Source organism: Variovorax sp. Varisp46, from assembly GCF_059491885.1.
On sequence record NZ_CP168515.1, the window covers coordinates 111,616 to 138,112 of the forward strand.

24 protein-coding genes and 1 tRNA gene are annotated in these 26,497 nt (G+C 65.1%); 9 read left to right on the forward strand and 16 right to left on the reverse strand.

Translation table 11 applies throughout. From position 1 onward, the window contains the following. Positions 1-48: 48 nt before the first annotated feature. The 4 genes from otsA to ACEN9N_RS00545 all read right to left on the reverse strand — a co-directional run bounded on the left by otsA (position 49) and on the right by ACEN9N_RS00545 (position 5,386). Positions 49-1,434 carry an alpha,alpha-trehalose-phosphate synthase (UDP-forming) gene (gene otsA / locus ACEN9N_RS00530; RefSeq protein WP_495655136.1) on the reverse strand — a complete coding sequence of 462 codons (1,386 nt, stop codon included), beginning with the start codon at positions 1,432-1,434 and terminating at the stop codon, positions 49-51. Continuing rightward, positions 1,431-3,353: a glycoside hydrolase family 15 protein gene (locus tag ACEN9N_RS00535; protein WP_413315326.1), complete on the reverse strand. Its 1,923-nt coding sequence runs from the start codon at positions 3,351-3,353 to the stop codon at positions 1,431-1,433. The genes otsA and ACEN9N_RS00535 overlap by 4 nt, the downstream gene beginning before the upstream one ends. Beyond that, positions 3,350-4,141, reverse strand: a complete 792-nt coding sequence (otsB, locus tag ACEN9N_RS00540) for a trehalose-phosphatase (RefSeq protein ID WP_495655137.1) — start codon at positions 4,139-4,141, stop codon at positions 3,350-3,352. The genes ACEN9N_RS00535 and otsB overlap by 4 nt, the downstream gene beginning before the upstream one ends. An 81-nt stretch (positions 4,142-4,222) precedes the next feature. Then, positions 4,223-5,386, reverse strand: coding sequence for a tRNA nucleotidyltransferase/poly(A) polymerase-related protein (locus ACEN9N_RS00545; protein WP_413315324.1), 1,164 nt, complete (start codon positions 5,384-5,386; stop codon positions 4,223-4,225). 163 nt (positions 5,387-5,549) lie between these two features. Here ACEN9N_RS00545 and ACEN9N_RS00550 point away from each other — a divergent pair, with 163 nt between their 5' ends. Continuing rightward, positions 5,550-6,275, forward strand: a complete 726-nt coding sequence (locus ACEN9N_RS00550; protein ID WP_413315323.1) for an OmpW/AlkL family protein — start codon at positions 5,550-5,552, stop codon at positions 6,273-6,275. Positions 6,276-6,297: 22 nt separating this feature from the next. Here ACEN9N_RS00550 and ACEN9N_RS00555 read toward each other — a convergent pair whose 3' ends face one another. The 3 genes from ACEN9N_RS00555 to ACEN9N_RS00565 form a co-directional block, all read right to left on the reverse strand. Then, positions 6,298-6,984, reverse strand: a complete 687-nt coding sequence (locus tag ACEN9N_RS00555; protein ID WP_007831497.1) for a glutathione S-transferase family protein — start codon at positions 6,982-6,984, stop codon at positions 6,298-6,300. A gap of 110 nt (positions 6,985-7,094) precedes the next feature. Further along, on the reverse strand, positions 7,095-7,622 hold the full coding sequence (locus ACEN9N_RS00560) for an MgtC/SapB family protein (protein WP_413315321.1): 528 nt from the start codon (positions 7,620-7,622) through the stop codon (positions 7,095-7,097). 10 nt (positions 7,623-7,632) lie between these two features. After that, positions 7,633-9,666 carry a lytic transglycosylase domain-containing protein gene (locus ACEN9N_RS00565; RefSeq protein ID WP_495655138.1) on the reverse strand — a complete coding sequence of 678 codons (2,034 nt, stop codon included), beginning with the start codon at positions 9,664-9,666 and terminating at the stop codon, positions 7,633-7,635. A gap of 9 nt (positions 9,667-9,675) precedes the next feature. Here ACEN9N_RS00565 and ACEN9N_RS00570 point away from each other — a divergent pair, with 9 nt between their 5' ends. Further along, positions 9,676-10,293 (forward strand): 5-formyltetrahydrofolate cyclo-ligase, encoded by a 618-nt coding sequence (locus ACEN9N_RS00570; protein WP_007831500.1) that lies wholly within the window; start codon positions 9,676-9,678, stop codon positions 10,291-10,293. 9 nt (positions 10,294-10,302) lie between these two features. On the opposite strand, the gene ACEN9N_RS00575 is transcribed toward ACEN9N_RS00570, so the two are convergent. After that, a complete protein-coding gene (locus ACEN9N_RS00575; RefSeq protein WP_007831501.1) occupies positions 10,303-11,286 on the reverse strand; it encodes a LysR substrate-binding domain-containing protein in 984 nt (327 codons plus the stop codon). Positions 11,287-11,459: 173 nt separating this feature from the next. On the opposite strand from ACEN9N_RS00575, the gene ACEN9N_RS00580 reads away from it, so the two are divergent. Next, positions 11,460-11,777: a DUF2917 domain-containing protein gene (locus tag ACEN9N_RS00580; protein ID WP_056597326.1), complete on the forward strand. Its 318-nt coding sequence runs from the start codon at positions 11,460-11,462 to the stop codon at positions 11,775-11,777. A 76-nt stretch (positions 11,778-11,853) separates the two neighbouring features. Here ACEN9N_RS00580 and ACEN9N_RS00585 read toward each other — a convergent pair whose 3' ends face one another. Continuing rightward, a complete protein-coding gene (locus tag ACEN9N_RS00585) occupies positions 11,854-12,270 on the reverse strand; it encodes a BLUF domain-containing protein (protein ID WP_495655139.1) in 417 nt (138 codons plus the stop codon). A 136-nt stretch (positions 12,271-12,406) separates the two neighbouring features. On the opposite strand from ACEN9N_RS00585, the gene ACEN9N_RS00590 reads away from it, so the two are divergent. Continuing rightward, positions 12,407-13,132: a Crp/Fnr family transcriptional regulator gene (locus tag ACEN9N_RS00590; protein ID WP_495656434.1), complete on the forward strand. Its 726-nt coding sequence runs from the start codon at positions 12,407-12,409 to the stop codon at positions 13,130-13,132. 13 nt (positions 13,133-13,145) lie between these two features. On the opposite strand, the gene ACEN9N_RS00595 is transcribed toward ACEN9N_RS00590, so the two are convergent. Beyond that, on the reverse strand, positions 13,146-13,982 hold the full coding sequence (locus ACEN9N_RS00595) for a DUF6279 family lipoprotein (RefSeq protein ID WP_495655140.1): 837 nt from the start codon (positions 13,980-13,982) through the stop codon (positions 13,146-13,148). Between the two features lie 49 nt (positions 13,983-14,031). On the opposite strand from ACEN9N_RS00595, the gene glmU reads away from it, so the two are divergent. After that, positions 14,032-15,459 (forward strand): bifunctional UDP-N-acetylglucosamine diphosphorylase/glucosamine-1-phosphate N-acetyltransferase GlmU, encoded by a 1,428-nt coding sequence (gene glmU, locus ACEN9N_RS00600; RefSeq protein WP_413315318.1) that lies wholly within the window; start codon positions 14,032-14,034, stop codon positions 15,457-15,459. A 12-nt stretch (positions 15,460-15,471) separates the two neighbouring features. Here glmU and ACEN9N_RS00605 read toward each other — a convergent pair whose 3' ends face one another. Beyond that, positions 15,472-15,963, reverse strand: coding sequence for an Lrp/AsnC family transcriptional regulator (locus ACEN9N_RS00605; protein ID WP_413315317.1), 492 nt, complete (start codon positions 15,961-15,963; stop codon positions 15,472-15,474). Positions 15,964-16,102: 139 nt separating this feature from the next. Between ACEN9N_RS00605 and glmS the strand changes: the two genes are divergently transcribed. Beyond that, on the forward strand, positions 16,103-17,983 hold the full coding sequence (gene glmS / locus ACEN9N_RS00610; RefSeq protein WP_495655141.1) for a glutamine--fructose-6-phosphate transaminase (isomerizing): 1,881 nt from the start codon (positions 16,103-16,105) through the stop codon (positions 17,981-17,983). A gap of 465 nt (positions 17,984-18,448) precedes the next feature. On the opposite strand, the gene ACEN9N_RS00615 is transcribed toward glmS, so the two are convergent. Together ACEN9N_RS00615 and ACEN9N_RS00620 are read right to left on the reverse strand one after the other, a co-directional pair. Beyond that, positions 18,449-19,063: a hypothetical protein gene (locus ACEN9N_RS00615; protein WP_495655142.1), complete on the reverse strand. Its 615-nt coding sequence runs from the start codon at positions 19,061-19,063 to the stop codon at positions 18,449-18,451. A 42-nt stretch (positions 19,064-19,105) separates the two neighbouring features. Further along, a complete protein-coding gene (locus tag ACEN9N_RS00620; protein ID WP_495655143.1) occupies positions 19,106-19,828 on the reverse strand; it encodes a hypothetical protein in 723 nt (240 codons plus the stop codon). Positions 19,829-20,471: 643 nt separating this feature from the next. Between ACEN9N_RS00620 and ACEN9N_RS00625 the strand changes: the two genes are divergently transcribed. After that, positions 20,472-21,455: a hypothetical protein gene (locus ACEN9N_RS00625; protein WP_495655144.1), complete on the forward strand. Its 984-nt coding sequence runs from the start codon at positions 20,472-20,474 to the stop codon at positions 21,453-21,455. Positions 21,456-21,580: 125 nt separating this feature from the next. Beyond that, a tRNA-OTHER gene (locus ACEN9N_RS00630) sits at positions 21,581-21,658 on the forward strand. 374 nt (positions 21,659-22,032) lie between these two features. Here the strand turns inward: ACEN9N_RS00630 and ACEN9N_RS00635 are convergent. After that, positions 22,033-22,356 (reverse strand): hypothetical protein, encoded by a 324-nt coding sequence (locus tag ACEN9N_RS00635; RefSeq protein ID WP_495655145.1) that lies wholly within the window; start codon positions 22,354-22,356, stop codon positions 22,033-22,035. A gap of 10 nt (positions 22,357-22,366) precedes the next feature. Next, on the reverse strand, positions 22,367-23,398 hold the full coding sequence (locus tag ACEN9N_RS00640) for a hypothetical protein (protein WP_495655146.1): 1,032 nt from the start codon (positions 23,396-23,398) through the stop codon (positions 22,367-22,369). A gap of 372 nt (positions 23,399-23,770) precedes the next feature. Between ACEN9N_RS00640 and ACEN9N_RS00645 the strand changes: the two genes are divergently transcribed. Then, positions 23,771-25,543, forward strand: coding sequence for a hypothetical protein (locus ACEN9N_RS00645; protein ID WP_435461001.1), 1,773 nt, complete (start codon positions 23,771-23,773; stop codon positions 25,541-25,543). A gap of 34 nt (positions 25,544-25,577) precedes the next feature. On the opposite strand, the gene ACEN9N_RS00650 is transcribed toward ACEN9N_RS00645, so the two are convergent. Then, complete coding sequence (locus tag ACEN9N_RS00650; RefSeq protein ID WP_495655147.1) at positions 25,578-26,495, reverse strand: hypothetical protein; 918 nt, start codon at positions 26,493-26,495, stop codon at positions 25,578-25,580. Positions 26,496-26,497: the final 2 nt, after the last annotated feature.

Genomic DNA, 26,497 nt, shown 5'->3' on the forward strand with positions numbered 1-26,497 from the left:
GGCGTGAGCGCGCCCCGAACTGAACTGAACTGAACTGAACAGACAGTTTCAGCGCTCGCTCGCAGCCTCCCGCAGCGCATCGAGAAAGCTCCGGCGCCACCAATGGATGTCCTGCTCGCGAATGCGAGACAGCAGCTTCTGGTGCCGTTCGCGCCGCTCCTCCAACGGCATCTGCAGCGCCTGCTGCACCGTCTCGGCCGTGCCATGGGTGTCGTACGGATTCACCAGCAGCGCTTCCTTCAGCTGCTCGGCCGCGCCGGCAAAGCGCGACAGCACCAGCACGCCCGGGTCGGCCGGGTCCTGCGCCGCGATGTATTCCTTGGCCACGAGGTTCATGCCGTCGCGCAGCGGCGTCACCAGCCCGACGGCCGCCGCGCGGCACAGCCCCGGCACGCGCTTGCGCGCCACCATGCGGTGGATGTAGCGCACCGGCATCCAGTCGAGCTCGCCGTAGTCGCCGTTGATGGCGCCGCACAGCGATTCGAGCTCGCGCCGGATGTCGCCGTACGCATCGACCGTCTCGCGCGTGGGCGAGGCGATCTGGATCAGCGTCGCGCTGCGCCGGTTCTCGGGGTAGTTGGCCAGCAGCTCGCGGAATGCGCGCACGCGCTGCGGAATGCCCTTGGAGTAGTCGAGCCGGTCGATGCCCAGCAACAGCCGGCGGCTCGAGTACTCGCGCTTCATGGTCTCGTACATGTCGCGCGACTCCTTCGCGTGCGTGAGCGCCGCGAACTCGTCGACGTCGATGCCGATCGGGAAGGCGTTGCTGCGCACCGTCTGCCCGTAGGCGCGGTACATGTCGTTGCCCAGGTACTCGCCGTGGGCCTCGTTGCGCACGTAGTGCTCGAAGTGCTGCACGTCCTGCTGCGCCTGGAAGCCGATCAGGTCGTAGGAGAACAGCGAGCGCATCAGCCACGCGTGCTGCGGAATGGCCGCGGTGATGATCTGCGGGGGCAGCGGAATGTGCAGGAAGAATCCGATGCGCTGCCTGCAGCCCATGGCGCGCAGATCGGCCGCCAGCGGGATCAGGTGGTAGTCGTGCACCCAGATGATGTCGTCGTCCTTCAGCAGCGGCAGCAGCTTGCGCGCGAACAGCTGGTTCACGCGCCGATAGCCGCCGATGAAGCCGGCCTCGAAGTGCGCCAGGTCCAGGCGGTTGTGGAACACCGGCCACAGCACGTCGTTGCTGTAGCCGAGGTAGTAGCTGTCGTGGTCCTCGCGGCTCAGGTCGATGGTGGCGAGCGTGACATTGCCGGCCTGCTGCCTGTGCAGTTCGCCTTCGCCGGTCGGGCCACCCTCGACGATCTGTCCGCTCCAGCCGAACCACAGGCCGCCGCTTTGCTGCAGGCTCTCGCCGAGCGCCACGGCGAGGCCGCCGGCCGCCGGCTTGCGCGGGTCCGCCACGCGGTTGGAAACGACGACGAGTCGGCTCATATGCAGGAATCCCAGGGCGCCGACAGGCGCACGGCCGCATTGATGATGCCGACCATCGAATAGGTCTGCGGAAAGTTGCCCCACATCTCGCCGGTGACCGGGTGCGTGTCTTCCGACAGCAGGCCCAGCGGGTTGCGTGCCGCGAGCATGGTCTCGAAGATCTGGCGCGCCTCGGCCTTGCGGCCGATCTTGGCGAGCGCGTCGATGCGCCAGAAGGTGCAGATGTTGAAGGCGGTCTCGGGCTTGCCGAAGTCGTCGGCGGCCTCGTAGCGGCGCATGTAGGGGCCGTCGCACAGCGACTTTTCCATTGCATCCACGGTGGAGATGAAGCGGGGGTCGCGCGCGTCGATCAGGCCGACCTCCACCATCAGCAGGATGCTCGCGTCGAGCTCGTGGCCGCCGAAGCTTTCGGCGAAGGCCTGGCGCTCCTCGCACCACGACTTGGCGAGGATCTCTTCCTTCATGCGCGAGGCATGGCCGTGCCAGTAGGCCGCGCGCTCGGGCAGGTTCAGCGCGCGTGCGATCTTGGAGAGCCGGTCGCAGGCGGCCCAGCTCATCAGCGCCGAGCTGGTGTGCACGCGTGCGCGCGTGCGCAGCTCCCACATGCCGGCGTCGGGCGTGCCGTACACGCGCACCGCCTGCTCGCCCACCGCCTCCAGGTGCGGAAACTCCGCCGCGCCCGCGCGGCTGAGCAGCCGATGGTCGTGGAAGGCCTGTGCCGCGCCGAGCACGATGTTGCCGTACACGTCGTGCTGGAAGTGCTCCTGCGCCTGGTTGCCCACGCGCACCGGACCCATGCCGCGGTAGCCCGGCAGGCCTTCGACGAAGGACTCGGGCAGCTCGCGCTCCAGCCCGATGCCGTACAGCGGCTGGATGTGCTCGCCGTGCGAGCCGATCACCACGTTGCCGAGCCAGCGCAGGTAGTCTTCCATGGTGCCCACTTCGCTCAGCGAATTGAGCGCGCGCACCACGAAGAAGGCGTCGCGCAGCCAGCAGTAGCGGTAGTCCCAATTGCGCTGGCTGCCCGGCGCCTCGGGGATGCTGGTGGTCATGGCGGCCACGATGGCGCCAGTGTCCTCGTACAGCGAGAGCTTGAGCGTGATGGCCGCGCGGATCACCGCCTCCTGGTACTCGAAGGGAATGGCCAGGCGCTTGCTCCAGGTGCGCCAGTAGGAGATGGTTTCCTGCTCGAACTTGCGCGCGGTGTCGGCGATGCCGTCGAGCAGCGTCTCGTCCACGCCGAACATGAAGTTGTATTCGCGCGAGATCACGAAAGGCTGGCGCGCGAGGATGTGCGAGATCGAGGCGTCGGTGTTCAGCCGCAGCGTCACGTCGGGACCGACGTAGCGGATGTGGTTGCTGCCGCGCGTCACCTCCTCCGGCGCCACGGCGCCCCATTGGAAGCGCGGGTCGAGCGACACGCGCACGCGCGGCGCTCCGGCGATCGGCCGCACGCGGCGCACCATCATCAGCGGGCGGAAGTAGCGCGAGCGGCTGTAGAAGCGCGGCGCGAAGTCGGTGATCTCGATGCCCTGGCCCGCGCTGTCGAACAGCTGCGTGCGCAGCACCGCGGTATTGGGTTCGTACCACTGCTTGCTGGAGGCGAAGTCCTCGATCTCGATGGCCCAGGCGCCGGCGTCTTCGCCGGGATGCAGCAGGGCATTGAAGACCGGATCGCCGTCGAAGCGCGGCAGGCAGCACCACACGGCACGGCCGCGCGCGTCGATGAGCGCGCTGTAGGCGCAGTTGCCGATCACGCCCACGTTCAGCGAAGGTTCGGCCGGCGGCGCGAAGCCGCGCGTTCCGGGCGCGGCGGCCGCCTTTGCATCGACGGGGGCCTTGTCGTCGGGACCGGCGGCACCGGCCAGCGCCTCGCCCGCGCGGTCTTCGGGAGCCTCCATCAGTTGTTGCTCGCTCATCGGGGGCTCCTCGGGGGTTCGGTGTTCTTGTTTTCGGGGGCTGTCAGCAGGTCGCGTGCCTGCACCAGCCATTCATAGACGTCGCGCGGCGATTCGAGGCGGTGCAGCGCCAGGCTCGGCCCGGAGCCGACCTTGACGGCGATGCCGCCGCGCGGCTGCACCACGGCAAAGCCGGTTTCGTCGGTGGTGTCGTCGCCGAGGAAAACCGGCATGCGGCCCGCGAAGGGCGCTTCGCTCATGAAGGCCTCGATGGCGATGCCCTTGTGCACGCCGGTAGGCTTCACCTCGAAGACGAACTTGCCGTGCATCAGCTCGAGCTGCGGTTCGTGCGCGATGGCGCGCGACATCGCGTCGCGGCACACCGCCTCGAGTTGCGGCGCGAGCCGGTAGTGCAGCGCGATGGCGGCGTGCTTGCGCTCCACCAGCAGGCCTTCGTGCACACGCGCGAGTTCGTTGGCGATGTCGAGGATGGATGCGAGGTCGGGCGCGCGCTGCTCCTGCATATGGCCCTCGGCGTCGCGGCGCTGCACGCCGTGCTCGCCGGCCGCGGGCAGGCGCAGCGGAGCCAGGAAGCGGTCGATGGAATCGATCTGGCGGCCCGACACCACGGCGAGCGCGCCGCCGAGCAGGTCGCGCAGATCGCCCAGCAGGGGCACGAGGGCAGGGGGAATCTCGATGGCTTCAGGCGTGGGCGCGAGTCCGACCAGCGTACCGTCGAAGTCGAGAAAGAGGGCTGCGTCCCGGCCTAACGGAGGAGGCAACTGCAAGTTGCTGGAGGACTTTGGCATTGGGAAAAACCATAACACGCGCCATCATGCGCGCGTGTCGGCAAATGCCGAATCTCCCTTTGGCGTCAGCGGGCGGCCGTTTCAGGTTCGTGCCGGCAGCGATGCCGCGACGGCTTCCACCCGCGCCCGGTGAATCGCCTCGCCGATCTTCGGGCCGGTGGCACCCGACTGCTGCGCAGCCTTCGCCACCGCATCGGTGGCCACTGCCGCCGCCGTTGCCAGCACCGCGAGCAGGCGCTCGCGCTGCGGGTAGGTCGCGTTGCCGAAGCCGGGCCGGCCGCGCGCATCGCACTCGCAGGCCAGCAGCGCCTCGGCGAAGCGTGCGGGCTTGCGGAAAGCATCGCAGCGCTCCAGCAGGCGCACCAGCCCCGTTGCATCGAGTGCGCCGCTGCCGTCGACGTGGCCATGCTCGCGCGCCACCACCTCGGCCAGCTCCCGGATGTCCACCGGCACGCGCCAGCGGTCGCACACCTGCTGCAGCTGCGGTTGTCCAACGCTGCGCATGAGGCAGGCGAAGCGCACCGCCAGCGAGGCCCGCAGGCGCGCACCGGCATCGATGGCCGCCATGGCTTGCGTGCCGGTTTCGATCCCGGGCAGCAGCACGGCCAGCGCGCCGCAGTCGCGCAGCACTTCGAACATGCGCGAGGGACGCGCTTCCATCAGGCCGCGCGACAGCTCCTGCCACACGCGTTCGGGCACCAGCGCATCGGCCTCGCCGGCCGCGACCATCTCGCGCATCAGCGCCATCGTTTCCGGGGCGACGGAGAAGTCGTCGAAGCGGGCCGCGAAACGCGCCACGCGCAGGATGCGCACCGGGTCTTCGCGGAAGGCGTCCGTCACGTGGCGCAGCACCTTGTCGCGCAGGTCGCGCTGGCCGTGAAAAGGGTCGGCGAGCGCGGCGGGCGTGGGGTCGAAGCGGCCGTCGGCGCCCACCAGCTCGGCCGGCAGCGCGATGGCGTTGACGGTCAGGTCGCGGCGCGCGAGGTCTTGTTCCAGCGTGACGTCGGGCGCGGCATGCACGGTGAAGCCGCGGTAGCCCGGGGCGCTCTTGCGCTCGGTGCGGGCCAGCGCGTATTCCTCGCGCGTCTCGGGGTGCAGGAACACCGGAAAGTCGCGCCCCACCGGCAGGTAGCCCCGGGCCACCATTTCTTCGGGCGTCGCGCCGACCACCAGCCAGTCGTGGTCGGACACCGGGCGCTCCAGCAGGCGGTCGCGCAGTGCACCGCCAACGAGAAAAATCTTCATGGGTGCAGTGTAGGGATACTCCCGGGTTCAAAAAATAGAACGGTCGTTCGATAATTTTCGAAGCAAACCGGGTAATCGTTCGTCGACCGGACGAAATGAAGCGGCAGACACAAGCCAGCTCCCGAATCCGCGGAGGGATCTTTCAACCAAAGGAGCAATTCGCATGAAGAAGACGATGTTTGCGCTGGCAACTCTGGGGGCCTTGGCGTCCGGAAGTGCGATGGCGCAACAGGCCGGCAACTGGGTCCTCGGCACGGGCTGGTTCCATCTGTCACCGCAGGATTCCAGCAAGCCGCTGACCGTGACTTCGCCCATTCCGGCCGTGCTGCCCGGCTCCGGCGCGAGCGCCAGCGACTCCGACACCCTCGGCCTCAGCGCCATGTATTTCCTCGACAGCCACTGGGCGGTGGAAGGCGTGTTCGGCGTGCCGCCGAAGTTCAAGCTCGACGGCACCGGCACCCTGGGCCGCGTCGGCCAGCTTGGCGAGGCCCGCCAGTGGAGCCCGACCATCCTGGGCAAGTACTACTTCAACGAGGGCAACGACGCCTTTCGTCCCTATGTCGGCCTGGGCGCCACCTACGTCTGGTACAGCGGCGTCAAGCTGACCTCGAACCTGCAGGGCGCGCTGGCCAGCCAGTTCCACCAGTCGCCGTTTGCGGTCAACACCACGGCCAAGCTCGACAGCTCGTTCGCACCCGTGGTCAACGTCGGCGTGGCCTACCAGTTCGACAAGCACTGGGGCCTCTCGTTCTCGGTGTCGTACATCCCGCTGAAGACCAAGGCCAAGCTGACCACGACCTCGGTCACCGGCCTGCCGGTGGCCACCAGCGAGGCCAGCCTGAAGCTGAACCCCATCGTGACCTACCTCGCGGCCACCTACCGGTTCTGACCTGCCACCTGCCTCCAGGACCCTAGCGCCGGGTGCGGTAGGGCTCTTCGAATGGCAGGAAGTCCTTCTCCGCCAGTGCATCGTCGATCCAGGCCTTGACGCCCGGCAGCGCCTGCACGCGCTCGATGTAGGCCGTGATGTGCGGCGGCACCGGCAAGCCAAAGGTCTTGATGCGCGTGCCGACCGGTGCGAAGTAGGCGTCGGCGATGCCGAACTGGGCGCCGAACAGCATCGGGCCGCCGTGCGCCTCCAGCAGGCCGCTCCACATCTGCACGATGCGCGCGAGGTCGCTGGCGACTTCAGGCACCTCCTTCATCAGCCGCGCACCCACTTCGGGCAGCGAAGCCTCGATGTTCATGCCGCAATGGTTGCGCAGGCCGCCGAAGCCCGAATGCATTTCGGCGCAGACGCTGCGCGCGCGCGCACGGTCGGCCACCGACCGGGGCCAGAGCTGCTTCTCGGGGAAGGCTTCGGCGAGGTATTCGGCGATGGCCAGCGTGTCCCAGACGACGAGTTCGCCGTCCACCAGCACCGGCACCTTGGCCACCGGGTTGAGCGCGCCGATGGTGTGCTTGAACTGCGAGTCGGCATCGAACGAATCGAAGCGCAGCACGACTTCCTCGAATTCGATGCCGGCCTGCTTCATCAGCACCCAGGGCCGCATGGACCACGACGAGTAATTCTTGTTGCCGACATAGAGCTTGCGCATGGGGAGGCCTCCGTTCGTTGCGGTGATTCGGGAAAAGCCTTCGATGCTAGCCGGGCGCTGCCCAGCGATTGATGCCGAACGCGGCGCGAATTGATGCGGGGGCGCCGCGCTCAGCGTTTGCGGGCGTCGCCGCCATCGCCCTTCGGTGGACTGCCCATGCGCTCGATCAGGCTCACGAGGTGCGGCACCAGCGCCAGCACGGCGAGCGCGAGCAGCGCGCTCAATATGGCGGTGGTCTCCCGGCCGAGCCCGCAGGCCATGCCGATGGCGGCCGTCATCCACAGCCCCGCGGCGGTGGTCAGGCCCTGCACATGGCTCTCGTCCTTGCCCTGCTTGAGGATGGTGCCGGCGCAGAGAAAGCCCACGCCCGCCACCAGCCCCTGGATCACGCGGCTCATGTCGGCCGGCACGATGCCGGTCTGCTGCGGGATCAGCACGAACATCGCCGAGCCGATGGCCACCAGCATGTGGGTGCGCACGCCCGCAGCCTTGCCCTGCTGCTCGCGCTCGAAGCCGAGCACGAAGCCCAGTGCGCCCGCGAGCGTGAGGCGCAGCACGATGCGCGTGAGCTGCGCGACGTCGGCCGCGTCCGAGAACTCGGACGCGATGGTGGCGAGGACCTCGTCGCGCCAGCTCATCGGGCGGGCCTCAGGGCAGGTCCTTGTTCGGTTCCGGCTCGGCCGCGTCGCGCGGCCCCACGCGGCCCAGGCGCTCCTTCAGCGACTGCGGCCGGCCGCTGATGATGGCGGCGTAGTTGGTGGTGTTGGCCAGCACCTTCTTCACGTAGTCGCGCGTCTCGGTGAACGGCACGTTCTCGGCCCAGATGGCGGCGTCGAGCATCGGCCCGTTGCGCCAGCTGCGCGGGCGGCCGGGGCCGGCGTTGTAGGCGGCGGCGGCCAGCGCCATCGATCCGTCGAAGTCGTCGAGCGCGAGCTTCAGGTAGTTGGTGCCGATGGTGATGTTGGTCTCGCGGTCGTTGATCTGGCCGGGCGAAAAGTCCGACATGCCGATCTTGCGGGCCGTCCAGCGCGCGGTGGCGGGCATGACCTGCATCAGGCCCGAGGCGCCGACGCCGGAGCGTGCATCCATGATGAAGCGGCTTTCCTGGCGGATCAGGCCGTAGACGTAGGCCGGGTCGAGGCCGATGTCCTGGGCCTTGCGCAGCACCGTGTCGTGGAAGGGCATCGGGAAGCGCTGCTCCACGTCGACCACGCCCTTGGTGCGCTCGCTGGTGTTGATGCAGCGGTCCCACACCTCGCGCTGGCAGGCGAAGTCGGCCGCGGCCAGCAGCGCGCGGTCGTCCATGCCGCCCTTGTCGTGCAGGTTGGTGGCGTAGTTCCACTCGCGCGTGCCTTCGGGGCGCAGGCCCATCGCGATGGCGTAGAGGCCGCGGGCGAGCGCCGGGTTGTTGCGCGCGGCGGCCTTTTCCTCGGGCGTGAGCGGGGCGGGGCGCGTGGGCACCATGGTGCGCTGGCCCAGCTCTTCGAGCGCCAGCATTTCGTAGAAGCCGCGCGAGCCGGCGATGCTCTGGTAGAGCTCGCGGGCCTGGGCGCGGCGTTCGTCGCCGCCGACGCTGGCCAGGGCGCGGGCTTTCCAGTAGACCCAGGTCGGGTCGAGCTGGGCGGTTTCGCTCATGGCGTCGATGGCGGGCGCCACCTCTTTCCACTGGCCCGCACGCAGGGCGGCGCGCACGCGCCAGCCGAGCATGTCGTCGGACAGGTCGCCGTTCTTCGTGACGTTGGCGAAATAGCTGCCGGCCTGCGGCCAGAGCTTGATGGCGGCGGCGCGGCCGATGGTTCCCCAGAGCCAGTTGCGCTCTTCGGCGGAGAGCATCGGGCCCCACTTGCTGTCGAGCTGCGAGGCGGCCAGTTCGGGATCGGCAATGGCGACCTTGATGAGCGCCAGCACCACCAGCTCCTTGCGCGACTTGGCTGCCACGAAGGCGCGGCCGGTCAGGAACTTGGCCGAGCTGGCGTTGAGCTCGTCGAACAGCGGCAGCGCATCGGGCGCGGCGATGGTGACGGCGGCGCGCGCGGCCTGCGGGCGGTTGGCCTCGATGGCCAGGCGGGCCTTCTTCCAGACGTCGTTGGTCGACATCAGGCGGGCGGCGACCATGCGGTCTGCGGCGGTGAGGCAGCCGTCGTCCAGGTCTTTCTGGGCGAGCCAGCTGCGACGCACCTCGTCGGCCTGCGCCTGCGTGGCGGTGCCGCTGCGCAGCGTGTCGACCAGGACCGCGTAGCAACGCACCTGTGCATCGTCGCCCATGCGGAAGCCGTCGAGCGAGGCGGAGAAGTTGTCCCAGTCGCGGCGCTGGCCGGTGAGCAGCAGCCAGTCGTTGCGCAGGCGATCTTCCTGGTAGGTGCCGGGGTAGCGCGCGAAGAAGTCCTGCACTTCGTTGGGGGCGGCTTCCTGCAGGCGTGCCTTGAGTTCCCAGTAGGCGGCCCAGGGTTCCAGCGCATGGCCTCGGGCTTGCGGCAGCAGGGCGGCCAGGCGGGTTTTGTCGCCGCGCTGGAAGGCCTGCTTCATCTGGATCAGCACGTCGTCGTTGGTGTTGCCGTTCTGTGCCGCGGCGGGCTGCTGCGAGAGCAACGCGGCGAGGGCCAGGACAGCGGAAAAAACGAGTGCGGGGGTTGTGTTGCGCGGGTAGGCGCGCTTGGGTGCCAAAATGCTTGGGAACTGCATCGGGGGATTATGGACAAGTCAAAGGATGCCGGCACTTCGGCGACGGCGAGTTTTCTGAAGGATCAGCTGCGCAAGGCATTGATCGCACAACGCCTGGCCATGCCGGACCGGCTGACACGCGCAGACCTGCTGCAGCGCGTGATGCGCATCTGGCTGGTGGGCCGGCCCGACACCGTGATTGGCGCCTACTGGCCGATCAAGGGCGAGTTCGATCCGCTGCCCGCGCTACATCGATGGAAGGAAGACGGCGAGCTGATGGAGGAGGCGCAGCGTCGCCGCATCGGACTGCCGGTGATCGACAAGGTCCACAAGACGCTGACCTTCCATGCCTGGTACCCGGGCTGCCAGATGGAAGAAGACGCCTACGGCATTCCCAAGCCCAAGGACACCGAGCTGATCGTGCCGACCCTGCTGTTCGTGCCCTGCGTGGGCTACAGCGCGGGCGGCTACCGGCTGGGCTATGGCGGCGGTTTCTACGACCGCACGCTGGCCGCGCTGGAGCCGCGGCCGTTCACGGTGGGGCTGGGGTTCACCCACGGCTTCCTTGAAGACTTCGAGCCAGAGGCGCACGACCTGCCGCTCGACGCGATCCTCAACGACAACGGCGTCGTCTGGCCAACGAGCTGAGCGGCTCGGTCAGTCGATGTTGTCGACGGTGTCCGGATCGGGCACCTCGCCGATGGTTTCGCGCGTGGTCACGGCCTGCAGCTGCAGCCAGTCGCAGAAGGCCCTGATCTCCGGGCGAAGCGCATTGCGCGGCCCGGCGATGAGCCAGTAGGACATCGGCGAGTCCATGCGGTGCTGCGGCAGCACCTCCACCAGGTCGCCGTTGGCCAGGCTCTCGGCAATCAGCGAACTGCGCGCCAGCGTCACGCCCTGGCCGGTGAGCGCGGCCTGCACCATCTGGTAGGCGTAGTTGAAATAGAGCCAGCGCTTGGGCTGTGCGCGCTCCAGCCCGTTCACCTCGAACCAGCGGCGCCAGGTCAGCCACTCCAGGTGCGTGCGGTGCGCGTCGCCGGCCTCGATCAGCGTGAACCGGGTGATGTCCGCGGGCGTCTTGATGGGCGGGTTGCTCTTCAGCAGCCAGGGGCTGGCCACGGGCGTCAGCGTTTCGCCGAACAGGCGCACGGCGCCGGCGGGCATGCTTTCACGCGGGCCGTAGCGCAGGGCGATGTCCACGTCTGCCACTTCGAGGTCGACCGCGACGTCGCTGGCGTCGATGCGGATGTCGATCTCGGGGTTGTCGCGCTGGAAGGCCTCCAGCCGCGGGATCAGCCACATCGAGGCGAACGAGGCAAAGGTGGTCAGCGACACGCTCTGGCGTCCCGCGCTCTGGCGGATCTGGCGCACGGCCATGTCGATGCGCGGCAGCGACTGCTGCACCGCCAGCAGCAGCAGGGCGCCGGCGCTCGTGAGCTCCACCGCGCGCGTATGGCGCAGGAACAGGGCCACGCCCACCTCTTCCTCGAGCGATTGGATCTGGCGGCTCACGGCCGACTGGGTCAGCGCCATTTCTTCCGCTGCGGCGCGGAAGTTCAGGTGCCGGGCCACCGCCTCGAAGGCGCGCAGGTGCCCGGCGGAGATCGGGCGGGAGCGCAAATGGGTCTGCGAATGTTGCATGGGTATGACTTTGGAGGGCGAGTCGGCGTCCAGGTCGATTGATGCTGAACACGCATCAGTAGGCTAACTCGTTTTCATTGGACCGCCAACGCCGTAGAAACGATCATTCATTCCCGAACTGCGCTATTGCCTCTTTCTGTCAAGCGCTTCGGCAAAGCCCAAGGAGTTACACCATGTCCACCGCTGTCTGCACCACCGAATCGTTCTCGCCCCTGTCCGTTCCTGCCCGCGCCGCCGCCGTTCCGCCGGCCGTGCGCCGTGGCGCCTGGCAGATCGCGCCCGGCGAGGCGATGAGCCTGAAGGCACGGTCGGCCAGCATCCTGCGGGTCAAGCAGGGCCGGGTGTGGATCACGCCCGACGCCACGCTGCGCAATCCCAGCGAAGACCTGGTGCTCGCACCCGGCGAATCGCTGACGGTGGCCGCGGGCCAGCGCATCGTGATGGAGGCGTGGGACGGCTACGGCGCGACCTACAGCTGGGACAACGCCTGATCGACCGCCCGCCTCCAGGAGCTGAAAAAGCGGCCTTCCGGCCGCTTTTCTCTTTTTGGGGAACCGGCCGCTCCATTCAGCAGTTGATGTCGAAGCTGGGCTGCAGGTCCAGGAAGTGCCGAAGGGCCGCCTCGCCGTCCAGCACGTGCACGCCGGCCATCAGGTCGAGGCCCTCGCATTCGGCCAGCCCCATGCCGAAGCCGCTGTAGCGGCGGGCCTCCAGGGGGGCCTCGTAGAGCACCCTGACGTCGACATGGCGCGGATCCTTCTCGATCTGCCGCATCAGCATGTCGACGGCCTCGCGCGGGCCTTCCAGGTGCTGGCAGAAACGCAGGCCGTCGAACACCAGCAGCCCCGTGATGCCGCGCTCCGCGTTGCGCGCGCGTGCCTGGGAAGTGATCGACCCTACGGTAGCCGGGGACTGGTCCTGGGCCAGCGTGCTGCAGTAAAGGACCTCGTGGAGCGGGAGTTTCTGCGGTTGTTCGTCTGTCATGCGTCTGGTGAGGGGAGGACGTGCGCAGTGTAGGAAAGCCGGGGACGCCGCGAAATGTCAAAAGACACAGGCGAACGGCCTATAGTGAAGCGTGAAATTCGAGGACTACCCCGTTGCCGCGTCGCCTCCCCAGGGCATGAATCCGTGCGACCAATGCGTATTGCGCCGCCTCGATGCGTTCCTGCCGGTCTCGGGCGAAGAACTCGCGACCATCCAGGCGTTTCGCGTCGGCTCCCGGCGGGTGGAAGCCGGCAGCTCGATCATCGACGAGCACCGGCGCAGCCCGCAGCTCTTCACCCTCTATTCGGGCTGGGCCTTTCGCTACAAGACCTTGAGCGACGGCCGGCGGCAGATACTGAGCTTCCTGCTGCCCGGCGACTTCCTCGGTCTGCAGGACGAGTTCGCCGACGGCCACACGCACGGCGTGGAGGCGGTGACCGACGTCGCGCTGTGCGCGTTCTCGCGCGAGCGGCTCTGGGAGCTGTTCCATGCCCAGCCCAAGCTCGGCTACGACATCACCTGGCTGGTGGCGGGCGAAGAAAAGATGGTCGACGACAGCCTCGTCACCTCGGGGCGGCGCAACGCCGCCGAGCGCGTGGCCATGCTGCTGATGCACCTGTACCGCCGCGCGGAACGCGTGGGCATGGTGCGCGACGGCTGGGTCGAGTTTCCGTTCAACCAGCAGCACATCGCCGACGCGCTCGGGCTCTCGCTGGTGCACACCAACAAGACGCTGCGGCGGCTGCAGCGCCTGGGGTTCTACAAGATCGACGCCGGCTGGCTGCGCATCATGGAGCCGCATGCGCTGGAAAAGCTGGGCGACTACTTCGAGCGCCCGATGCGTCCCACGCCCTTGATCTGAGGAGGCAGGCCCTTCAGCGCGTGGCCGTCAGCTGGCGCAGGTCTTCCTGGTAGGCCTGCAGCCGGCGCACCGCCTGCGCGCGCTGGCTGGCGGTGGTGCTGTTGTGCAGCGCCGCCGTGTTGCGGCAGCCTTCCTGCAGCAGCGCCTGCTGCTGGTCGCGCCAGGGTCCGGGCGGCGGCTCAGCGATGCGCTGGATGTAGTCGTGCAGCGCGGCGCGCGCCTCGGCGGGCGATGGCTTGCCGGCGACGAAGCCGCGCAGCACCGCCAGTGCGTCCTGCTGGCGCCTGCGGCGCTCGGCATCCGTCAGCCGCGGGTCGAACACCGACTGCGCCGCCTGCTGCTTCAGCAGGTCGCGCTGCTCGTCGGTGAGCCGGCCATAGAAATCCTCGGCCCGGTCGAGGGCCCGGTCGTAGCGCTTTTCCTGCACCTGCGCCGGAGTGCGCTCGAGCCAGCCCTTGCGGTATTCGGCGTTGACCTTCGCGTACTTGCGTTCCAGCTGCTGCAGCTGGGACTCGCTCAGGCTGAGCGCCAGTTCGGTACCAGCGAGCTCGGCGCGCTCGGTCACGGCCAGCAGGCGCTCGCGGATGCGGTCGGTCATGGCGCATACCTGTGCCGGCGTCACCTCGCCCGGCGCCAGCGCCTGCGCCTCCTGCAGCAGCGAGGCGATGCGCGGCAGCTCGTTCTGCCGGTGCCAGGCCAGCAACTGCTCGAGTTCGTCGCGCACCTTCGGAGTCTGCGCACCGTTGAAGTCCAGGTAGGCGTCGAGCCGCCAGTAGCTCACCGTGGGCAGGTTGTTGTAGGCCAGCTTGATCGCGCTGCAGGCGCCCAGGGCGGCGGCGGCAAGCAGCACGCCGATAATCCGCGCCACTGCAGCGCAACGAAATCGGGAAGAAAAACGCATGAATCAAACTCCGCAACAAGACAACCAGGGGCCGGTCGACATCGTCATCATGGCCGCCGGCAAGGGCACGCGCATGAAAAGCAGGCTGCCCAAAGTGTTGCATCGATTGGGTGGCCGCGCCCTGCTGGCGCATGTGGCGGGCACCGCCGCGCGCATCGGTGCGCGCAGCGTGGTGGTTGTCACCGGGCACGGCGCGGCCGAAGTCGAGGCTTCGCTGGACAGCGGCATCCCTGGTGCCACGCTGCGCTTCGCGCGCCAGGAGCCGCAGCTCGGCACCGGCCACGCGGTGCAGCAGGCCGCGCCGCTGCTGCCGGACGACGGCACGGTGGTCGTGCTGTCGGGCGACGTGCCGCTGATCGGCGAGAACACGCTGCGTGCGCTCATCGCGGCCAGCGGGGGACAGCGGCTCGCGCTGCTGACCATCGAATTCGACGACCCGAGCGGCTACGGACGCGTCATCCGCGCGGCGGGCGGTGGCGAGGTCACTGCCATCGTCGAGCACAAGGACGCAAGCGAAGCGCAGCGTGCCGTGCGCGAGATCTACAGCGGCGTGATGGCAGTGCCCGCGCGCCTGCTCAAGGGCTGGCTCGCGCGGCTGGACAACAGGAACGCGCAGGGCGAGTACTACCTGACCGACGTGGTGAAGTTCGCCGCCGCCGACGGCGTGCCCGTGGTCGCGCACGTCACCGCCGATGCCCTTCAGGTGGCCGGCATCAACAGCCCCGCCCAGCTCGCGGCGCTCGAACGTGCCTGGCAGCTGCGCCAGGCCAACGCGCTGATGGAGCAGGGCGTGCGCCTGGCCGACCCGGCGCGCTTCGACCTGCGCGGCACGCTCGAATGCGCGGGCGACGTGGAGATCGACGTCAACTGCATCTTCGAAGGCGTGGTGTCGTTGGGCGAGGGCGTGCGCATCGGTGCCAATTGCGTGATTGCCAATGCGCGCATCGAGGCCGGTGCAGTGATCCACCCGTTCACCCACGTCGACGGCGAGAAGGCTGGCGTGACGGTGGGTGCGGGCGCACTCGTCGGCCCCTTCGCGCGGCTGCGTCCCGGCGCGCAACTGGGCGCGGAGGTCCACATCGGCAACTTCGTCGAGGTCAAGAACTCGACGCTGGCCCCCGGCGCCAAGGCCAACCACCTGGCGTACCTGGGCGACGCCACCGTGGGCGAGCGCGTCAACTACGGCGCGGGCAGCATCACCGCCAACTATGACGGCGCCAACAAGCACCGCACCGTGATCGGCGACGACGTGCACGTGGGCAGCAACTGCGTGCTGGTGGCGCCGGTCACCATCGGCGCGGGCGGCACCATCGGCGGTGGGTCGACCATCAACAAGTCGACCGAGCCTGGCGCGCTGACCGTGGCGCGCGGCAAGCAGGTCAGTTTCCCGAACTGGAAGCGCCCGCAAAAAAAACCGAAGGCCTGATCGCCTTCTTCCTCATGCCCGGGGTGCCAGCGGCACCTTGGGCTCGAACTTGGCGCGCTTGAGGCTGAAGAAGGCCTTGACGTTGCGCACGTTCGCATCGGCCGTGAACAGGCGCTGCGTGAGCGCGCCGTAGTCCGGCATGTCGCGCGCGGCCACCACCAGCACGAAGTCCGGCCCCGGCGACACGCGCCAGCACTGCTGCACCGCGTCGTCTGCGATCACGCGGGCCTCGAAGGCGTCGAGCGACGCGGCGTCCTGCCGGTCGAGCGAAATCTCGATCACCGCCTGCAGGCCGTGGCCCAGCGCCGCGGCGAGCCGGTCGGGCGACAGCAGCGCGACCTGGCGTTCGATGAGCCCTTGCTCGTGCAGCCGCTGCACCCGGCGCAGGCAGGTGGGCGGCGAGATGCCGGCATCGGCGGCCAGGCGCTGGTTGGTCTGCGAGGCGTCGCGCTGAAGGGCGTCGAGCAGGCGCAGGTCTATTGAATCTAGCGATATTGATTCCATATTCGGTGAAATTATGGAATAAAAATCCATACATGTAATGGCATGAAATAAAAAGTCAAAACTATCGGTATTAAGAAGACATATTTCTTTCTGGCCTGCCTACCATTCAGGCTCCTCTCCATTCAAAAGGCAGCTCACCATGTGCGGCATCGTCGGGGCAGCGTCCCATCGCAACATCGTTCCGGTCCTGGTCCAGGGCCTTCAGCGGCTCGAATACCGCGGCTATGACTCGTGCGGCGTGGCGGTGCATGCCGGCGGCCTGACGCGCGCGCGCACCACCTCGCGCGTGGCTGACCTCGTGGCGCAGGTGCGCGACGACAAGGTCGAAGGCCTCACCGGCATCGCCCACACGCGCTGGGCCACGCACGGTGCGCCGGCGGTGCACAACGCCCACCCGCATTTCAGCCATGGCCCCGGTGCCGATGCGCCGGCCGCGCGCCCAGGCCGCATTGCGCTCGTGCACAACGGCATCATCGAAAACCACGAAGCCCTGCGCGCCACGCTCGAAGCCAGGGGCTACGTGTTCGAGAGCCAGACCGACACCGAGGTCATCGCTCACCTCGTCGACAGCCTCTACGACGGCGACCTGTTCGAAGCCGTGAAGGCCGCCGTGCTGCAGTTGCACGGCGCCTATGCCATCGCCGTGATCTGCCGCGACGAAGCGCAGCGCGTGGTCGGCGCACGCGCGGGTTCGCCGCTGATCCTCGGTGCAGGCAAGGACGGCGCAGAGAACTTCCTCGCCAGCGACGCGATGGCCTTGGCCGGCGTGACCGACCAGATCATCTACCTCGAAGAAGGCGATGTGGTCGACGTGCAGCCCGGCAAGTACTGGATCGTCGACAGGAACCACAAGCCCGTGACGCGCGTCGTGCGCACCGTGCAGGCCCACAGCGGCGCGGCCGAGCTCGGCCCCTACCGCCACTACATGCAGAAGGAAATCTTCGAGCAGCCGCGTGCCATCGGCGACACGCTCGAAGGCGTGGAAGGCATCGTGCCCGAGCTGTTCGACGGCGTCGGCCAGGATGGCGCCACGGGCGCCAGCGCCCACCGCGTGTTCCAGGACATCGACAAGATCCTCATCCTCGCCTGCGGCACCAGCTACTACAGCGGCTGCGCCGCCAAGTACTGGCTCGAAGGCATCGCGAAGATTTCCACGCAGGTCGAGATCGCGAGCGAATACCGCTACCGCGACTCCGTGCCCGATCCGAAGACGCTGGTCGTCACCATCAGCCAATCGGGCGAAACCGCCGACACGCTGGCCGCGTTGAAGCATGCGCGCTCATTGGGCATGGAGCAGACGCTGACCATCTGCAACGTGGCCACCAGCGCGATGGTGCGCGAGTGCAAGCTGGCGTACATCACGCGGGCGGGCGTGGAGATCGGCGTGGCGTCGACCAAGGCCTTCACCACGCAGCTCGCGGGCCTGTTCCTGCTCACGCTGGCCATCGCGCAGGCGAAGGGCCGGCTGAGCGAAGCCGACGAGGCGCGCTACCTGAAGGAGATGCGCCACCTGCCTGTCGCGCTGCAGTCGGTGCTGGCGCTGGAGCCGCAGATCATCGGCTGGGCCGAGGACTTCGCGCGCAAGGACAACGCGCTGTTCCTGGGCCGCGGGCTGCACTACCCGATCGCGCTCGAAGGCGCGCTCAAGCTCAAGGAAGTGACGTACATCCACGCCGAGGCCTACGCCGCCGGCGAGCTCAAGCACGGCCCGCTCGCGCTGGTGACGAGCGAGATGCCCGTGGTGGCCGTCGCACCGAACGATGCGCTGCTCGAGAAGCTCAAGAGCAACCTGCAGGAAGTGCGCGCGCGCGGCGGCGTGCTCTACGTGCTGGCCGACGGCGACACGAAGATCACGAGCAACGAAGGGCTGCACGTGATCCGCATGCCGGAGCACTACGGCGCGCTCTCGCCGATCCTGCACGTTGTGCCGCTGCAGCTGCTGGCGTATCACACGGCGTGTGCGCGGGGGACGGACGTGGACAAGCCGCGCAACCTGGCGAAGAGCGTGACGGTGGAGTGAGTGCGGGCGAACGCCAGGGCTTTCTTTTGTTCTTTGCCATTAATGTCTGAGACAGCGCATTAAAGTCCGAGACAGCGCATTAATGATTGAGACGTGGCCGCCGGTAAGCAACGCCAAGCAGTCAACTCTGCAACTGCGACCAGTTTCACGGACGGAACCATGCACGCGGGCCAGCCCAAATGACTTCGACGGAAGACTTCTTGGCTGCAAAGTAGCCCGTGTCCGTCGTTTCGTAGGCATCTGGTGAACTCGCCTTGATGACGGCTGCGGCGAACAACCTGCTGCCAGTGATGCGGCAGCGCTCTTCGATACGGCTGACAGGATGGCAGTAGAGGGGTAAGGAAGAGGCGCTGCGGAAGAGCCATTAGGAATTGGGGATGTTTTGCGCGATGCCGAGCGAGGAGAGGGCCGTCGTCTTCACCCGCATGCCACCTCCGAAAAAAGGCCACGATAGTTCGGGCAAGGTCAGGACTTGCCCTTAAGGGATGAGTGGAACGCAACCATGTCTTGGATCGCCTGTAGGAGCGTGGTCCTGGCTGAGTTGACAGTTGGCCGAGTGCGACTCGCGCCTTCTTTCGTGCGAGAGGTGGAGTCAATCCCCAGCGGCTCCAGTTCAGCAGGCGAAAGCTGACTGGCCGCGTAGCTGATCTTCCCGAGAGCTGCGGCAACATCAACAGCCATGCTTCCGGGGGCATGGGTCAAACGAAGGAGTTGTTCCTCGCTGGGGGCCGGCAGACCCTTCAACCTGTTCACTAGGAGTGCAATTGTTGCAGGCCCGGTGCCGTTGACTTGTATGTTCTCCAGGGAGGCTTCGATTCGTTCCAACTCTTCAATCAGCCGAGATGAAATTGATGCCACTGTCACCGAGGTGATGCGTGCGGATCGCATGGCTTCCCTTTGCTGTCGATCTTCCGCGGCGAAGGTAGCCCAAACTGCCACGAAGACGGCAGCCATTGTTCCAATCGCGGATGCCCAGCTTGCCCAATCTGACGGCTGCACGGGTGGATGGCAGTAAAAAATCCCGCCCACGACTGCCGCCAGACCAATGGTAACGGCCCACACTACGGCTCGAACAGTCATCCTCAATCCTCCAAGTCGCCGGAGTATAGGCAGGAGAAGCGACTAGCCTCCAATCTTCCCGGCCAGCCCTCCGATGATTGCAGCTACAACTGGATGAGAAAGAAACTCGGCCAACTTTGACTTTGCAGCCTCCTTATCCGGGGGGGCTACATTTGAGGCATCGATCTTAGAAATCAGCTCTGCGACTGAGAGCAACATAACCGGTGCGGCAATGGAGTGTCCCGCGACGTTGACATGTCCTGAAACCGGGCCATTGAACGTGATATTGGTGTTGGACATCGGTTTCTCCTGATGTAGTTGGGCGTACATGGGACAGTCTGAATAATGGAGCGGCTCTACGTGGCTCCAAGTCCAGCGCCAGTCTTTTTCCGCAGGAGCAGGATCTTCCTCGATCAATCGTTCGCCAATCTGTCGATCAACCGGGTCGTCTCCCACGAGAATGAGCGTACTGCCGAACAGCTTGAATGTGTCGTAGGCGACCTCTGGGCAGAAGTTCGAGAAGGACTTAGGTGCCGTGTTATGAGACGTGATTGAGGTCTCTGTCTCGGCTGTCGCAGGAGCGAGTTCGTGGGAGTGCCATTTCGCGAGAGTGATGTCATGCAACGCCTTCGACATCCGGGTCGTGATTCCCGTGTCTGAGAGAAGTGCCGCAGAATAGAAGTAGCGGGGACAGCGTTGGATGTTCGCATGCGGACATCGGCCCGGGAGGCCTTTTCGCTCGCTCTGCGCTGAGTACCACGCAAGGTCGGGATAGATTGGTGGCATGTTGCTTTCTTAGGGCATTGATCAACGTCCAGAACGGCAGGGTGTCCACTCCATTAATTGGGGCTGTTCTGAGCCGCAGGCCTCAAGCGTAGCGTCTCTCTCTGATCGCCGCTATTGGATCCTTATCGAGTCGTTTGGCTCCACGGTGTCTACACGTCACGTGAAGTGCTCGCAGTTGCACAGCAAGTAAATGCAGTAGCAGCTGATTAGCACGAGGCTCCAGCCCTGTGGATCTGGGCGGTCGCTGGCACCCAGCGAGGTGGCAAGATTCGTCGACGCGGCTGTGCAGATGCGTGGGCAAGCGTTCAAGAACGCCGCGTAGATAAGCGGTAAGCGTGCGGGGAAGTCAGGTTGACGACCGCTTGCGGCCACAGTGCGATCAACTCTTGGCAGCTGTTGTCATGACCGAGAACGACCCGTTGCAGACGTTCGTAGGAGGCGCCGCAACGCACGAGGGCCGCTGTTCGAGTCAACTCTCATCCGCTCACGATGCTCGCGTCGGGGGGGGGGCGAAGAACGACGGAAACTGGCGATCAAATTCGAAGCATCAGGTGAATGTGCAACGGATTTCCTAGTACCTACAATGCTCCGCTGACAAGGGGAGAGCAGGGTGGCGAGACCTAAGAAATCGGCAGAGAACTTCATGACGGAATTCGCCGTCAGCCTTATTAGTTCTCGGTACTTGCTGACCTCGGCTAATCAGCTGATGTCAGACGGAGAGATGCCTCCGAACGAACTGGAGGTCTCGAAGAACTGTCACATCTATATGGTCGTTACACGGCCGGCCGTTCACTTCGATCCCTCCGACTTCACGTACGCCGACGGTGTGATCTCAGGCTCGCTCGTCTACCGCAATGACGACGGCGAGCAACGGCATCAATTCTCCAGTCCGTTCCCGCTCATGGACGGCGCGATTCGACTTGATCTGTCGCCGTACCCTTACAACGAAATCAGGACGTATGACTCGGAAGGAAGCATCGTCCGCTGGATGCCAGCGAACGCGGTCAGCGTTTACCAAACTCAACTGTCCTACGAACACGCATTTCGCAAGCTCAAAGTGCTGTACGTTGGTCAGTCATACGCAGGCGGGCACAGCTCTGCGTTTGATCGCCTTCGAAAGCACGACACGCTGCAAAAAATTCTTGCTACCACCGCCTATGAATCGCCTTCGAGCGAGATCCTGGTGCTGACCGTCGAATACTTGCCGCCACGGCTCATTAGCATGATGAACGGAATGGACAAGAGCTTGATCCGCGACGAGCGAGACGAGAAGCGTTTCACCAAGGCATTGGATGCCGACTTCAGCAAGAAGCTCCAGATCTCACTGGTCGAAGCAGCTCTCATCCGGTACTTCCAGCCGAAATACAACACCGTCTACAAGAAGAAGTTCCCATCTCGCGACCTGAAGGTGCTTCAAGAGTGCTACCAGTACGACTTCTCCAGCCTCGCGGTGGAATTTGACACGTCTGAGCTGCGGATGGTGACGTACTCGGATGTTGTGGCACCCAGCGACCACCACATTGCAAACTTTATGCTCACTGATGATGCTGCTCGAACGCAGTTCTTCGCGATGCGGAGCCGCCCCGGCGACGTTGACCTAACGACTCCTATCGCGGCGTCGAAGTAGTCAGACCAAAGAAGTCTGGGCGTCGTCAGGGCCAAGGCTTAGCGTACCGAAAGCAGCCGCTCGACGAAGGCAGCTCCTGGCCGAGGGCCGCCGCTTTCAGGCAGCCCGTCGCTATGACGCCCTTGGGCAGCGTGGCGGAATTTGGTAGACGCATGTGCAAACTCATCCTCTCGCAGGTACAGGTTCGACCCCTGTCGCTGTCCATCCTAGGCCAACCGTAAACCAGTCGCCGCAACCGACTGGTCCTGGCCGAGGCCGGGCGCTCGCCACAGGATTGGCGGGCGGCTGCTCAGCGACAGTATGCGGTCATTGTGAGCTTGCTGGCATCGGGCTTCAACTCAACAAGGAGCTGGGAGTCTTGAGCTGATCGGAGTTCTACTTTCTCTGGGCAAAAGTCTGCAGTGTTGCAGAGGGAAGTCCAGGCAGATGGGCCCCGAGGTGAGGTATCTGCCCGTCACGCTTGGCTCCGCCGAGAACACCGACCCAGCTGCCGCCCGTGGCACCGGGGGGCGGGGTCGCCCATGGAGATGGCAGCCGCCGCAGGATCGAGGCTGAGCGCAACCAACAACGCGCCGATTTAGCCCGTGTTTCGTGTTTGTGTCTCGAAGATGTATCGCTCGACTTCGCTAGATGCAACGCCCGGCGCGTTCCGGGCTTTGCCGAAGTCGTAGAGCGACTTGTAGAGGTTTGACGCAGCAAGCGCGTAGTCGTCGAAGCCTTTCCAGTGCTGAGCGATCAACTCTCTGATGTCGCTTTCGGAAGGCGGTCGCCGCGAGTAGCGGATCACTGCCCACACGAATGCGTGAAAGCGCGCTAGATCGTTGTCATGACCGGTGTACCAGGCGTCGTGTTTGATCCACGAATCGAACGCACGCTGAGTTGTCGGTGCCAGTTTCGTCATCTATGACCTCCTAAACCAGCGTCAGCTCGAAACTGCCAGAGTTTTTGAAGTCGAGCACCTTGGGGCCGGCGCCTGGCATGTCGAACGACATTCGCATCGTCGACGTGAAGTCGCCAGCGAACTTCTGGCCAGCAAGATGGCCACGGGCCTCGATGACTACTTGGACGCGAAAATCCACGGGCGCATTCGCATGCTGCCACGTGTTGATGTCGATAGTGGGCGAGCCCTTAGGAATCAACATTTCGCGAGCAGCTCGAAACACTGTTGGATGCGCTGGGTCAGTTGAGAGCACGTCATCGTCGGTCACGAGGTCAACGATGTTCAGGCCGATCTGCTCGTTCATGGTCTGCAGCACGTTCACCGCAACCTCTGTTCGGTAGCTGACCGTGATCCCACCATCGGGCCGGCGGGATGCAGAACCATCGACGATGCTCACTGTCATTTGGTCAATGGGCGCGATTGCCGGTTCGACTCGGTGGACTTTCAGGCGGCCGCTGCTGATCCGAAGTGTTGATCGCAGGCCGGGGCCCAGCGGCTCCCCGTCGTCGATCACGATGTCCGGATGGTCTCGAAGCATCGCAGCTGGTCCGAGAGTGTTGGTGATCGCAGCGAGGCGCTGCGGTATCTCTTCGTACGCAAATTCCAGCACCGGCGCGGCGTCTGGCCCGCGATTCGTCACGTAAAGGCGAAATTGCCGGCCATTCGTGACCAAGAAATAAATGGCTCTGACCTCCGGATGGTTTGCGTATGACCATGCCTGAGCTTCAACAGCGGCATCCAGCGGGTCGGCCGGCGCCTTGGCTTCGATGATCCAGCGAACTCGACCGCCGGCTTCCAAGACGTAGTCGGCTTTGCCACGCAAGGGCGGATCGTTCGCTTTTTCGCGCCCGAGCTGCACGCGGCTGTAGGTCAGGCTGAGTTCTCGCAGGACGTTGTGCTCGGTGCCGGTGCGATACCCCATCGCCTTGATCAAGGGTGCGATCACTTCCTCGCGAACGTCAGCTTCGTTCATCGCGTCGAAAACAGGTGCTCCAAGTTCCATCGCTAGTCCCTCCAGTTCGCAGCGTAGCGCAACGCCACCCTAGTGGGGATGTGGTGCCGGACTTCAGATGGATCGACCAGCTGTCATGGGTTAGAACCTACCGCGGTCAGACAAATCTGCTGCTGCTACTACGATAAGCCTCTCGGAGGCGCATGCCGAACTTGGTGTCTCTGCCGATGACCGGCGCACCGCCATGCATCTGCTTGCGCGTCGGAAGATTCATTGTTCGCCCTTAGATCAGCGTCGCGTAGGTCGTCGCGTTGAGCGTGTGCCATAGTCTGCCTAGTTCCCTTCAGACGCAATGGGTTTTACTTGAACGCAAGAGAAGAGATCAGTCGAGGGTGGGCGCGCTGGACAGCCCGCACTTTCAGGATGCGCTATCCGCAATACGAGACTCGGCTGTACGAGGATTCGACAGGCTTTGTGCTGCACAGCAACATCCCGAACGAAGACCTAGTCGCGGTCCAGGCTGTTGTTGACCACGAGATCCGACCTGTCACCTGCCGCCTGCGACTCGTCAACGCGATTCACGCCGGTGCCACGCCCATCGACGTCACGCAGGACTATGAAAAGGAGCTATGGCTTCATGATTCGCCCTTGTCCGTACCTGCTTTGAACCAGCTTCTTGGTCTTGCTGATCCGGACGTACCAATGGGAGGGCTTGACGCTACTCCCGACGGTGGGTGGCTTTTCAAGAGCTTCGAGGCCTTGGACGAAGTCCAGCGCAACCAATTGCGCTCAGCCATGAAGACGCTGGGGTTCACGGCAGATGTGCAGTTCGAAACGGTGCCCCGGCCCGACCAGAATCCGCCACGACCCTCAGGAGGCGTGGCGGATTTCGATCTTTCACTGGTGTCATCCCGATCCGAACGCCTGGGCCCTGGGGTAAGGCTGCTGCTCGCACAGGATGAGGACGAGTGGCGGGTGTTTCTCAAGCAGCGGGGCATGCGGGAGCCGATGCAGCCAACCATCGACGAGAGCGGAGATTGCCTCTTCGATGCGGCAGACAAAAGTGATGTGCGCCTTTCTGAGTTGCTGACACTGTACGAGCGCGTAAACCTCATTCCGGACCACAGCGATCCCAGTTGGATGCAACGCCACGGCATCGGCATAGTGGACTTGCAGGAACTGATAGGGCTCGGGCGCTGCAAGATCATCCTGCCGTTTTCGGCGGCGCGATATGCGCCTGCGTTGCTTGAGGCGGTCGCCGAGGTCGACCGGGAGGCGCTTGTGTTGTCGCGCTCACTTGCTAGGCGGACGATCATTGCCGGGCAGGCCAAAGATCCGTTGCTCTACGGACCTTTCACCGCATCCCAGAGAGCCGGAATGCTCTCGTTGCTTCACCTCACCACAAGTGGCGCCGCGGGTGCTGAGGGCGTCTTGAGCCAAAGCTACGCGTCGATCCTGCGGGATCAGCACTATGCCTTCATGATGAATGGCGCGACCGCCTGTTTGGGCGGCGGGATCGGCGCCTATCTAGGCGAGTTGATCTTCCGATTGAAAGGTAAGGATGCGCGGCTGGAACTTAGTACCGCGGGCGCGGCGGTGGAGTGGGCACTGGGACTTGGTGCGGCGCTCATCCCCCGCAGTTTTTCGGGGGGCTATGACGAAACCGGCAATTGCCACACAGTGGCTAGCTTCATAAGCCGCTCGCAAGGGAAGCCCGTCGATCCGGTCGCACCGCGTATGCACACGCTTGTCGATGGCCTGTTGGCGCTCGCCGACGTGCCCGCCATGGAGGTCGCGCGCAACTTCAAGGGGGCTCCAGCCCATCGGTTCCGAACTCTCGCCGCACGCCTTATGCGCCAGGCTCCGTCCCTGGAGTCCATGGAAGAGGTGGTCCAACAGATCAACGCCGAGACACAGAAATTTGAGCGCCGCCGAGACCGGCTGAAAAAATGGCAACTCGACACAGTCGCCGTGGGAGTGCTGGCAAAGCCAGTGGCAGATGCTTTCGATGCCCGTTTCGGTTACTACGCTTCGGTGGGCGCATCTGTTCTCTACAACCTCCTTTCTGCGCGGGCTCCTGAGCGGGTAAAGGAGGAGGTAGGCACGGTCACGGCCGTCATGCAAGGACTGATGCTAGGTGCCAGCCTGGATGCAGTAATCGTCAGCCGTTCTCGCGCACGACTTCCGAACGGCTGACTCGGTCAAGCGGATTTCAAAAACAGCTGAATCCTCACGACTCGATGTCCGCCTCGAGGACGCAAGGAGTTCCGTCGGGCAGATGGATGACCAGGCGCCCTCGATGGCCCAGCTTCTTGGCTGCCGTATTAACCGCGATCACCAGATGGCGCATGGTGCTGGAGCCGGTATCGGCCTGGAATTGTGGAATCACGTAGTGAGCGACGAAATCGATGATCTGACCGAAAGCCTGGTGATCGCCATCGGCCGCCGCCACGCTCACGCGGATGGCCAGTGCGTCCAACAGATTGTCTGTAACGTTTGCATGTTTGAAATTTAGAGCCGCTGTCCTCCCGACCGGCATCGCGTTGATCTGGTAGCTCTCGGGGAATTCGAAGGACACCATGCCCCGTACCCGCTTGTCGATGTTGGCCTGGTCAAGTTCGATCCAGAAGCGCAGGATCTGACGCGCGTGGGTGCGCCACCCATCGTCACCAATGTTTGCGACACTGAACGCGAGGATCGGTGGCCCTAATGTCAGCACGACCTCCTCCTCGCTGCCGTGTCGCGCGGAAAACGAAGGGGCGGGACCGCCCGGTTGCGGGGTGACGCGCAGTGCATTGAGATGGGTGATTTGGACCAACTCAGCCGTCTGATAGATCGCAATGTCGCCCGTGCGCTTTTTGACGTGGACGAAGATTAATGGGTAGCGATGCGCGCATAGCCACTTCACGGAGTCTTGGCCTTCGTAGGAGCCAAAGTCATCGGTGCTTTTGACCTGCGCAAGGTAGTAGTTACGAATGGACAAGCGCTGGCCGATACGCTCACCAAGGGCGCACTGCAGATCGATTCCCACATCTTCCTGTCGCGGCAGAAGTGCTGCCATGCCGAGTGCGGAAAGCGCATACTGAGCTAGGTACTCAGAGCGGGATCCTTCGTGGAGATTGGCGGCGAGTGAGCCAGTTTGAGGCATGG

Bases quoted from the DNA above. Each gene is read 5' to 3' on its own strand.
- ACEN9N_RS00580 (WP_056597326.1), top strand. From the start codon at position 11,460: ATGTCCACCGCTGTCTGCACCACCGAATCGTTCTCGCCCCTGTCCGTT.
- ACEN9N_RS00620 (WP_495655143.1), bottom strand. From the start codon at position 19,828: ATGCCACCAATCTATCCCGACCTTGCGTGGTACTCAGCGCAGAGCGAG.
- ACEN9N_RS00550 (WP_413315323.1), top strand. From the start codon at position 5,550: ATGAAGAAGACGATGTTTGCGCTGGCAACTCTGGGGGCCTTGGCGTCC.
- ACEN9N_RS00565 (WP_495655138.1), bottom strand. From the start codon at position 9,666: ATGCAGTTCCCAAGCATTTTGGCACCCAAGCGCGCCTACCCGCGCAAC.
- otsB (WP_495655137.1), bottom strand. From the start codon at position 4,141: ATGCCAAAGTCCTCCAGCAACTTGCAGTTGCCTCCTCCGTTAGGCCGG.
- ACEN9N_RS00640 (WP_495655146.1), bottom strand. From the start codon at position 23,398: ATGGAACTTGGAGCACCTGTTTTCGACGCGATGAACGAAGCTGACGTT.
- ACEN9N_RS00555 (WP_007831497.1), bottom strand. From the start codon at position 6,984: ATGCGCAAGCTCTATGTCGGCAACAAGAATTACTCGTCGTGGTCCATG.
- ACEN9N_RS00605 (WP_413315317.1), bottom strand. From the start codon at position 15,963: ATGGAATCAATATCGCTAGATTCAATAGACCTGCGCCTGCTCGACGCC.
- ACEN9N_RS00535 (WP_413315326.1), bottom strand. From the start codon at position 3,353: ATGAGCGAGCAACAACTGATGGAGGCTCCCGAAGACCGCGCGGGCGAG.
- ACEN9N_RS00635 (WP_495655145.1), bottom strand. From the start codon at position 22,356: ATGACGAAACTGGCACCGACAACTCAGCGTGCGTTCGATTCGTGGATC.
- ACEN9N_RS00625 (WP_495655144.1), top strand. From the start codon at position 20,472: ATGACGGAATTCGCCGTCAGCCTTATTAGTTCTCGGTACTTGCTGACC.
- ACEN9N_RS00650 (WP_495655147.1), bottom strand. From the start codon at position 26,495: ATGCCTCAAACTGGCTCACTCGCCGCCAATCTCCACGAAGGATCCCGC.
- ACEN9N_RS00570 (WP_007831500.1), top strand. From the start codon at position 9,676: ATGGACAAGTCAAAGGATGCCGGCACTTCGGCGACGGCGAGTTTTCTG.
- ACEN9N_RS00645 (WP_435461001.1), top strand. From the start codon at position 23,771: ATGCGCTATCCGCAATACGAGACTCGGCTGTACGAGGATTCGACAGGC.
- otsA (WP_495655136.1), bottom strand. From the start codon at position 1,434: ATGAGCCGACTCGTCGTCGTTTCCAACCGCGTGGCGGACCCGCGCAAG.
- ACEN9N_RS00575 (WP_007831501.1), bottom strand. From the start codon at position 11,286: ATGCAACATTCGCAGACCCATTTGCGCTCCCGCCCGATCTCCGCCGGG.
- ACEN9N_RS00560 (WP_413315321.1), bottom strand. From the start codon at position 7,622: ATGAGCTGGCGCGACGAGGTCCTCGCCACCATCGCGTCCGAGTTCTCG.
- ACEN9N_RS00585 (WP_495655139.1), bottom strand. From the start codon at position 12,270: ATGACAGACGAACAACCGCAGAAACTCCCGCTCCACGAGGTCCTTTAC.
- ACEN9N_RS00590 (WP_495656434.1), top strand. From the start codon at position 12,407: ATGAATCCGTGCGACCAATGCGTATTGCGCCGCCTCGATGCGTTCCTG.
- glmU (WP_413315318.1), top strand. From the start codon at position 14,032: ATGAATCAAACTCCGCAACAAGACAACCAGGGGCCGGTCGACATCGTC.
- ACEN9N_RS00545 (WP_413315324.1), bottom strand. From the start codon at position 5,386: ATGAAGATTTTTCTCGTTGGCGGTGCACTGCGCGACCGCCTGCTGGAG.
- ACEN9N_RS00615 (WP_495655142.1), bottom strand. From the start codon at position 19,063: ATGACTGTTCGAGCCGTAGTGTGGGCCGTTACCATTGGTCTGGCGGCA.
- glmS (WP_495655141.1), top strand. From the start codon at position 16,103: ATGTGCGGCATCGTCGGGGCAGCGTCCCATCGCAACATCGTTCCGGTC.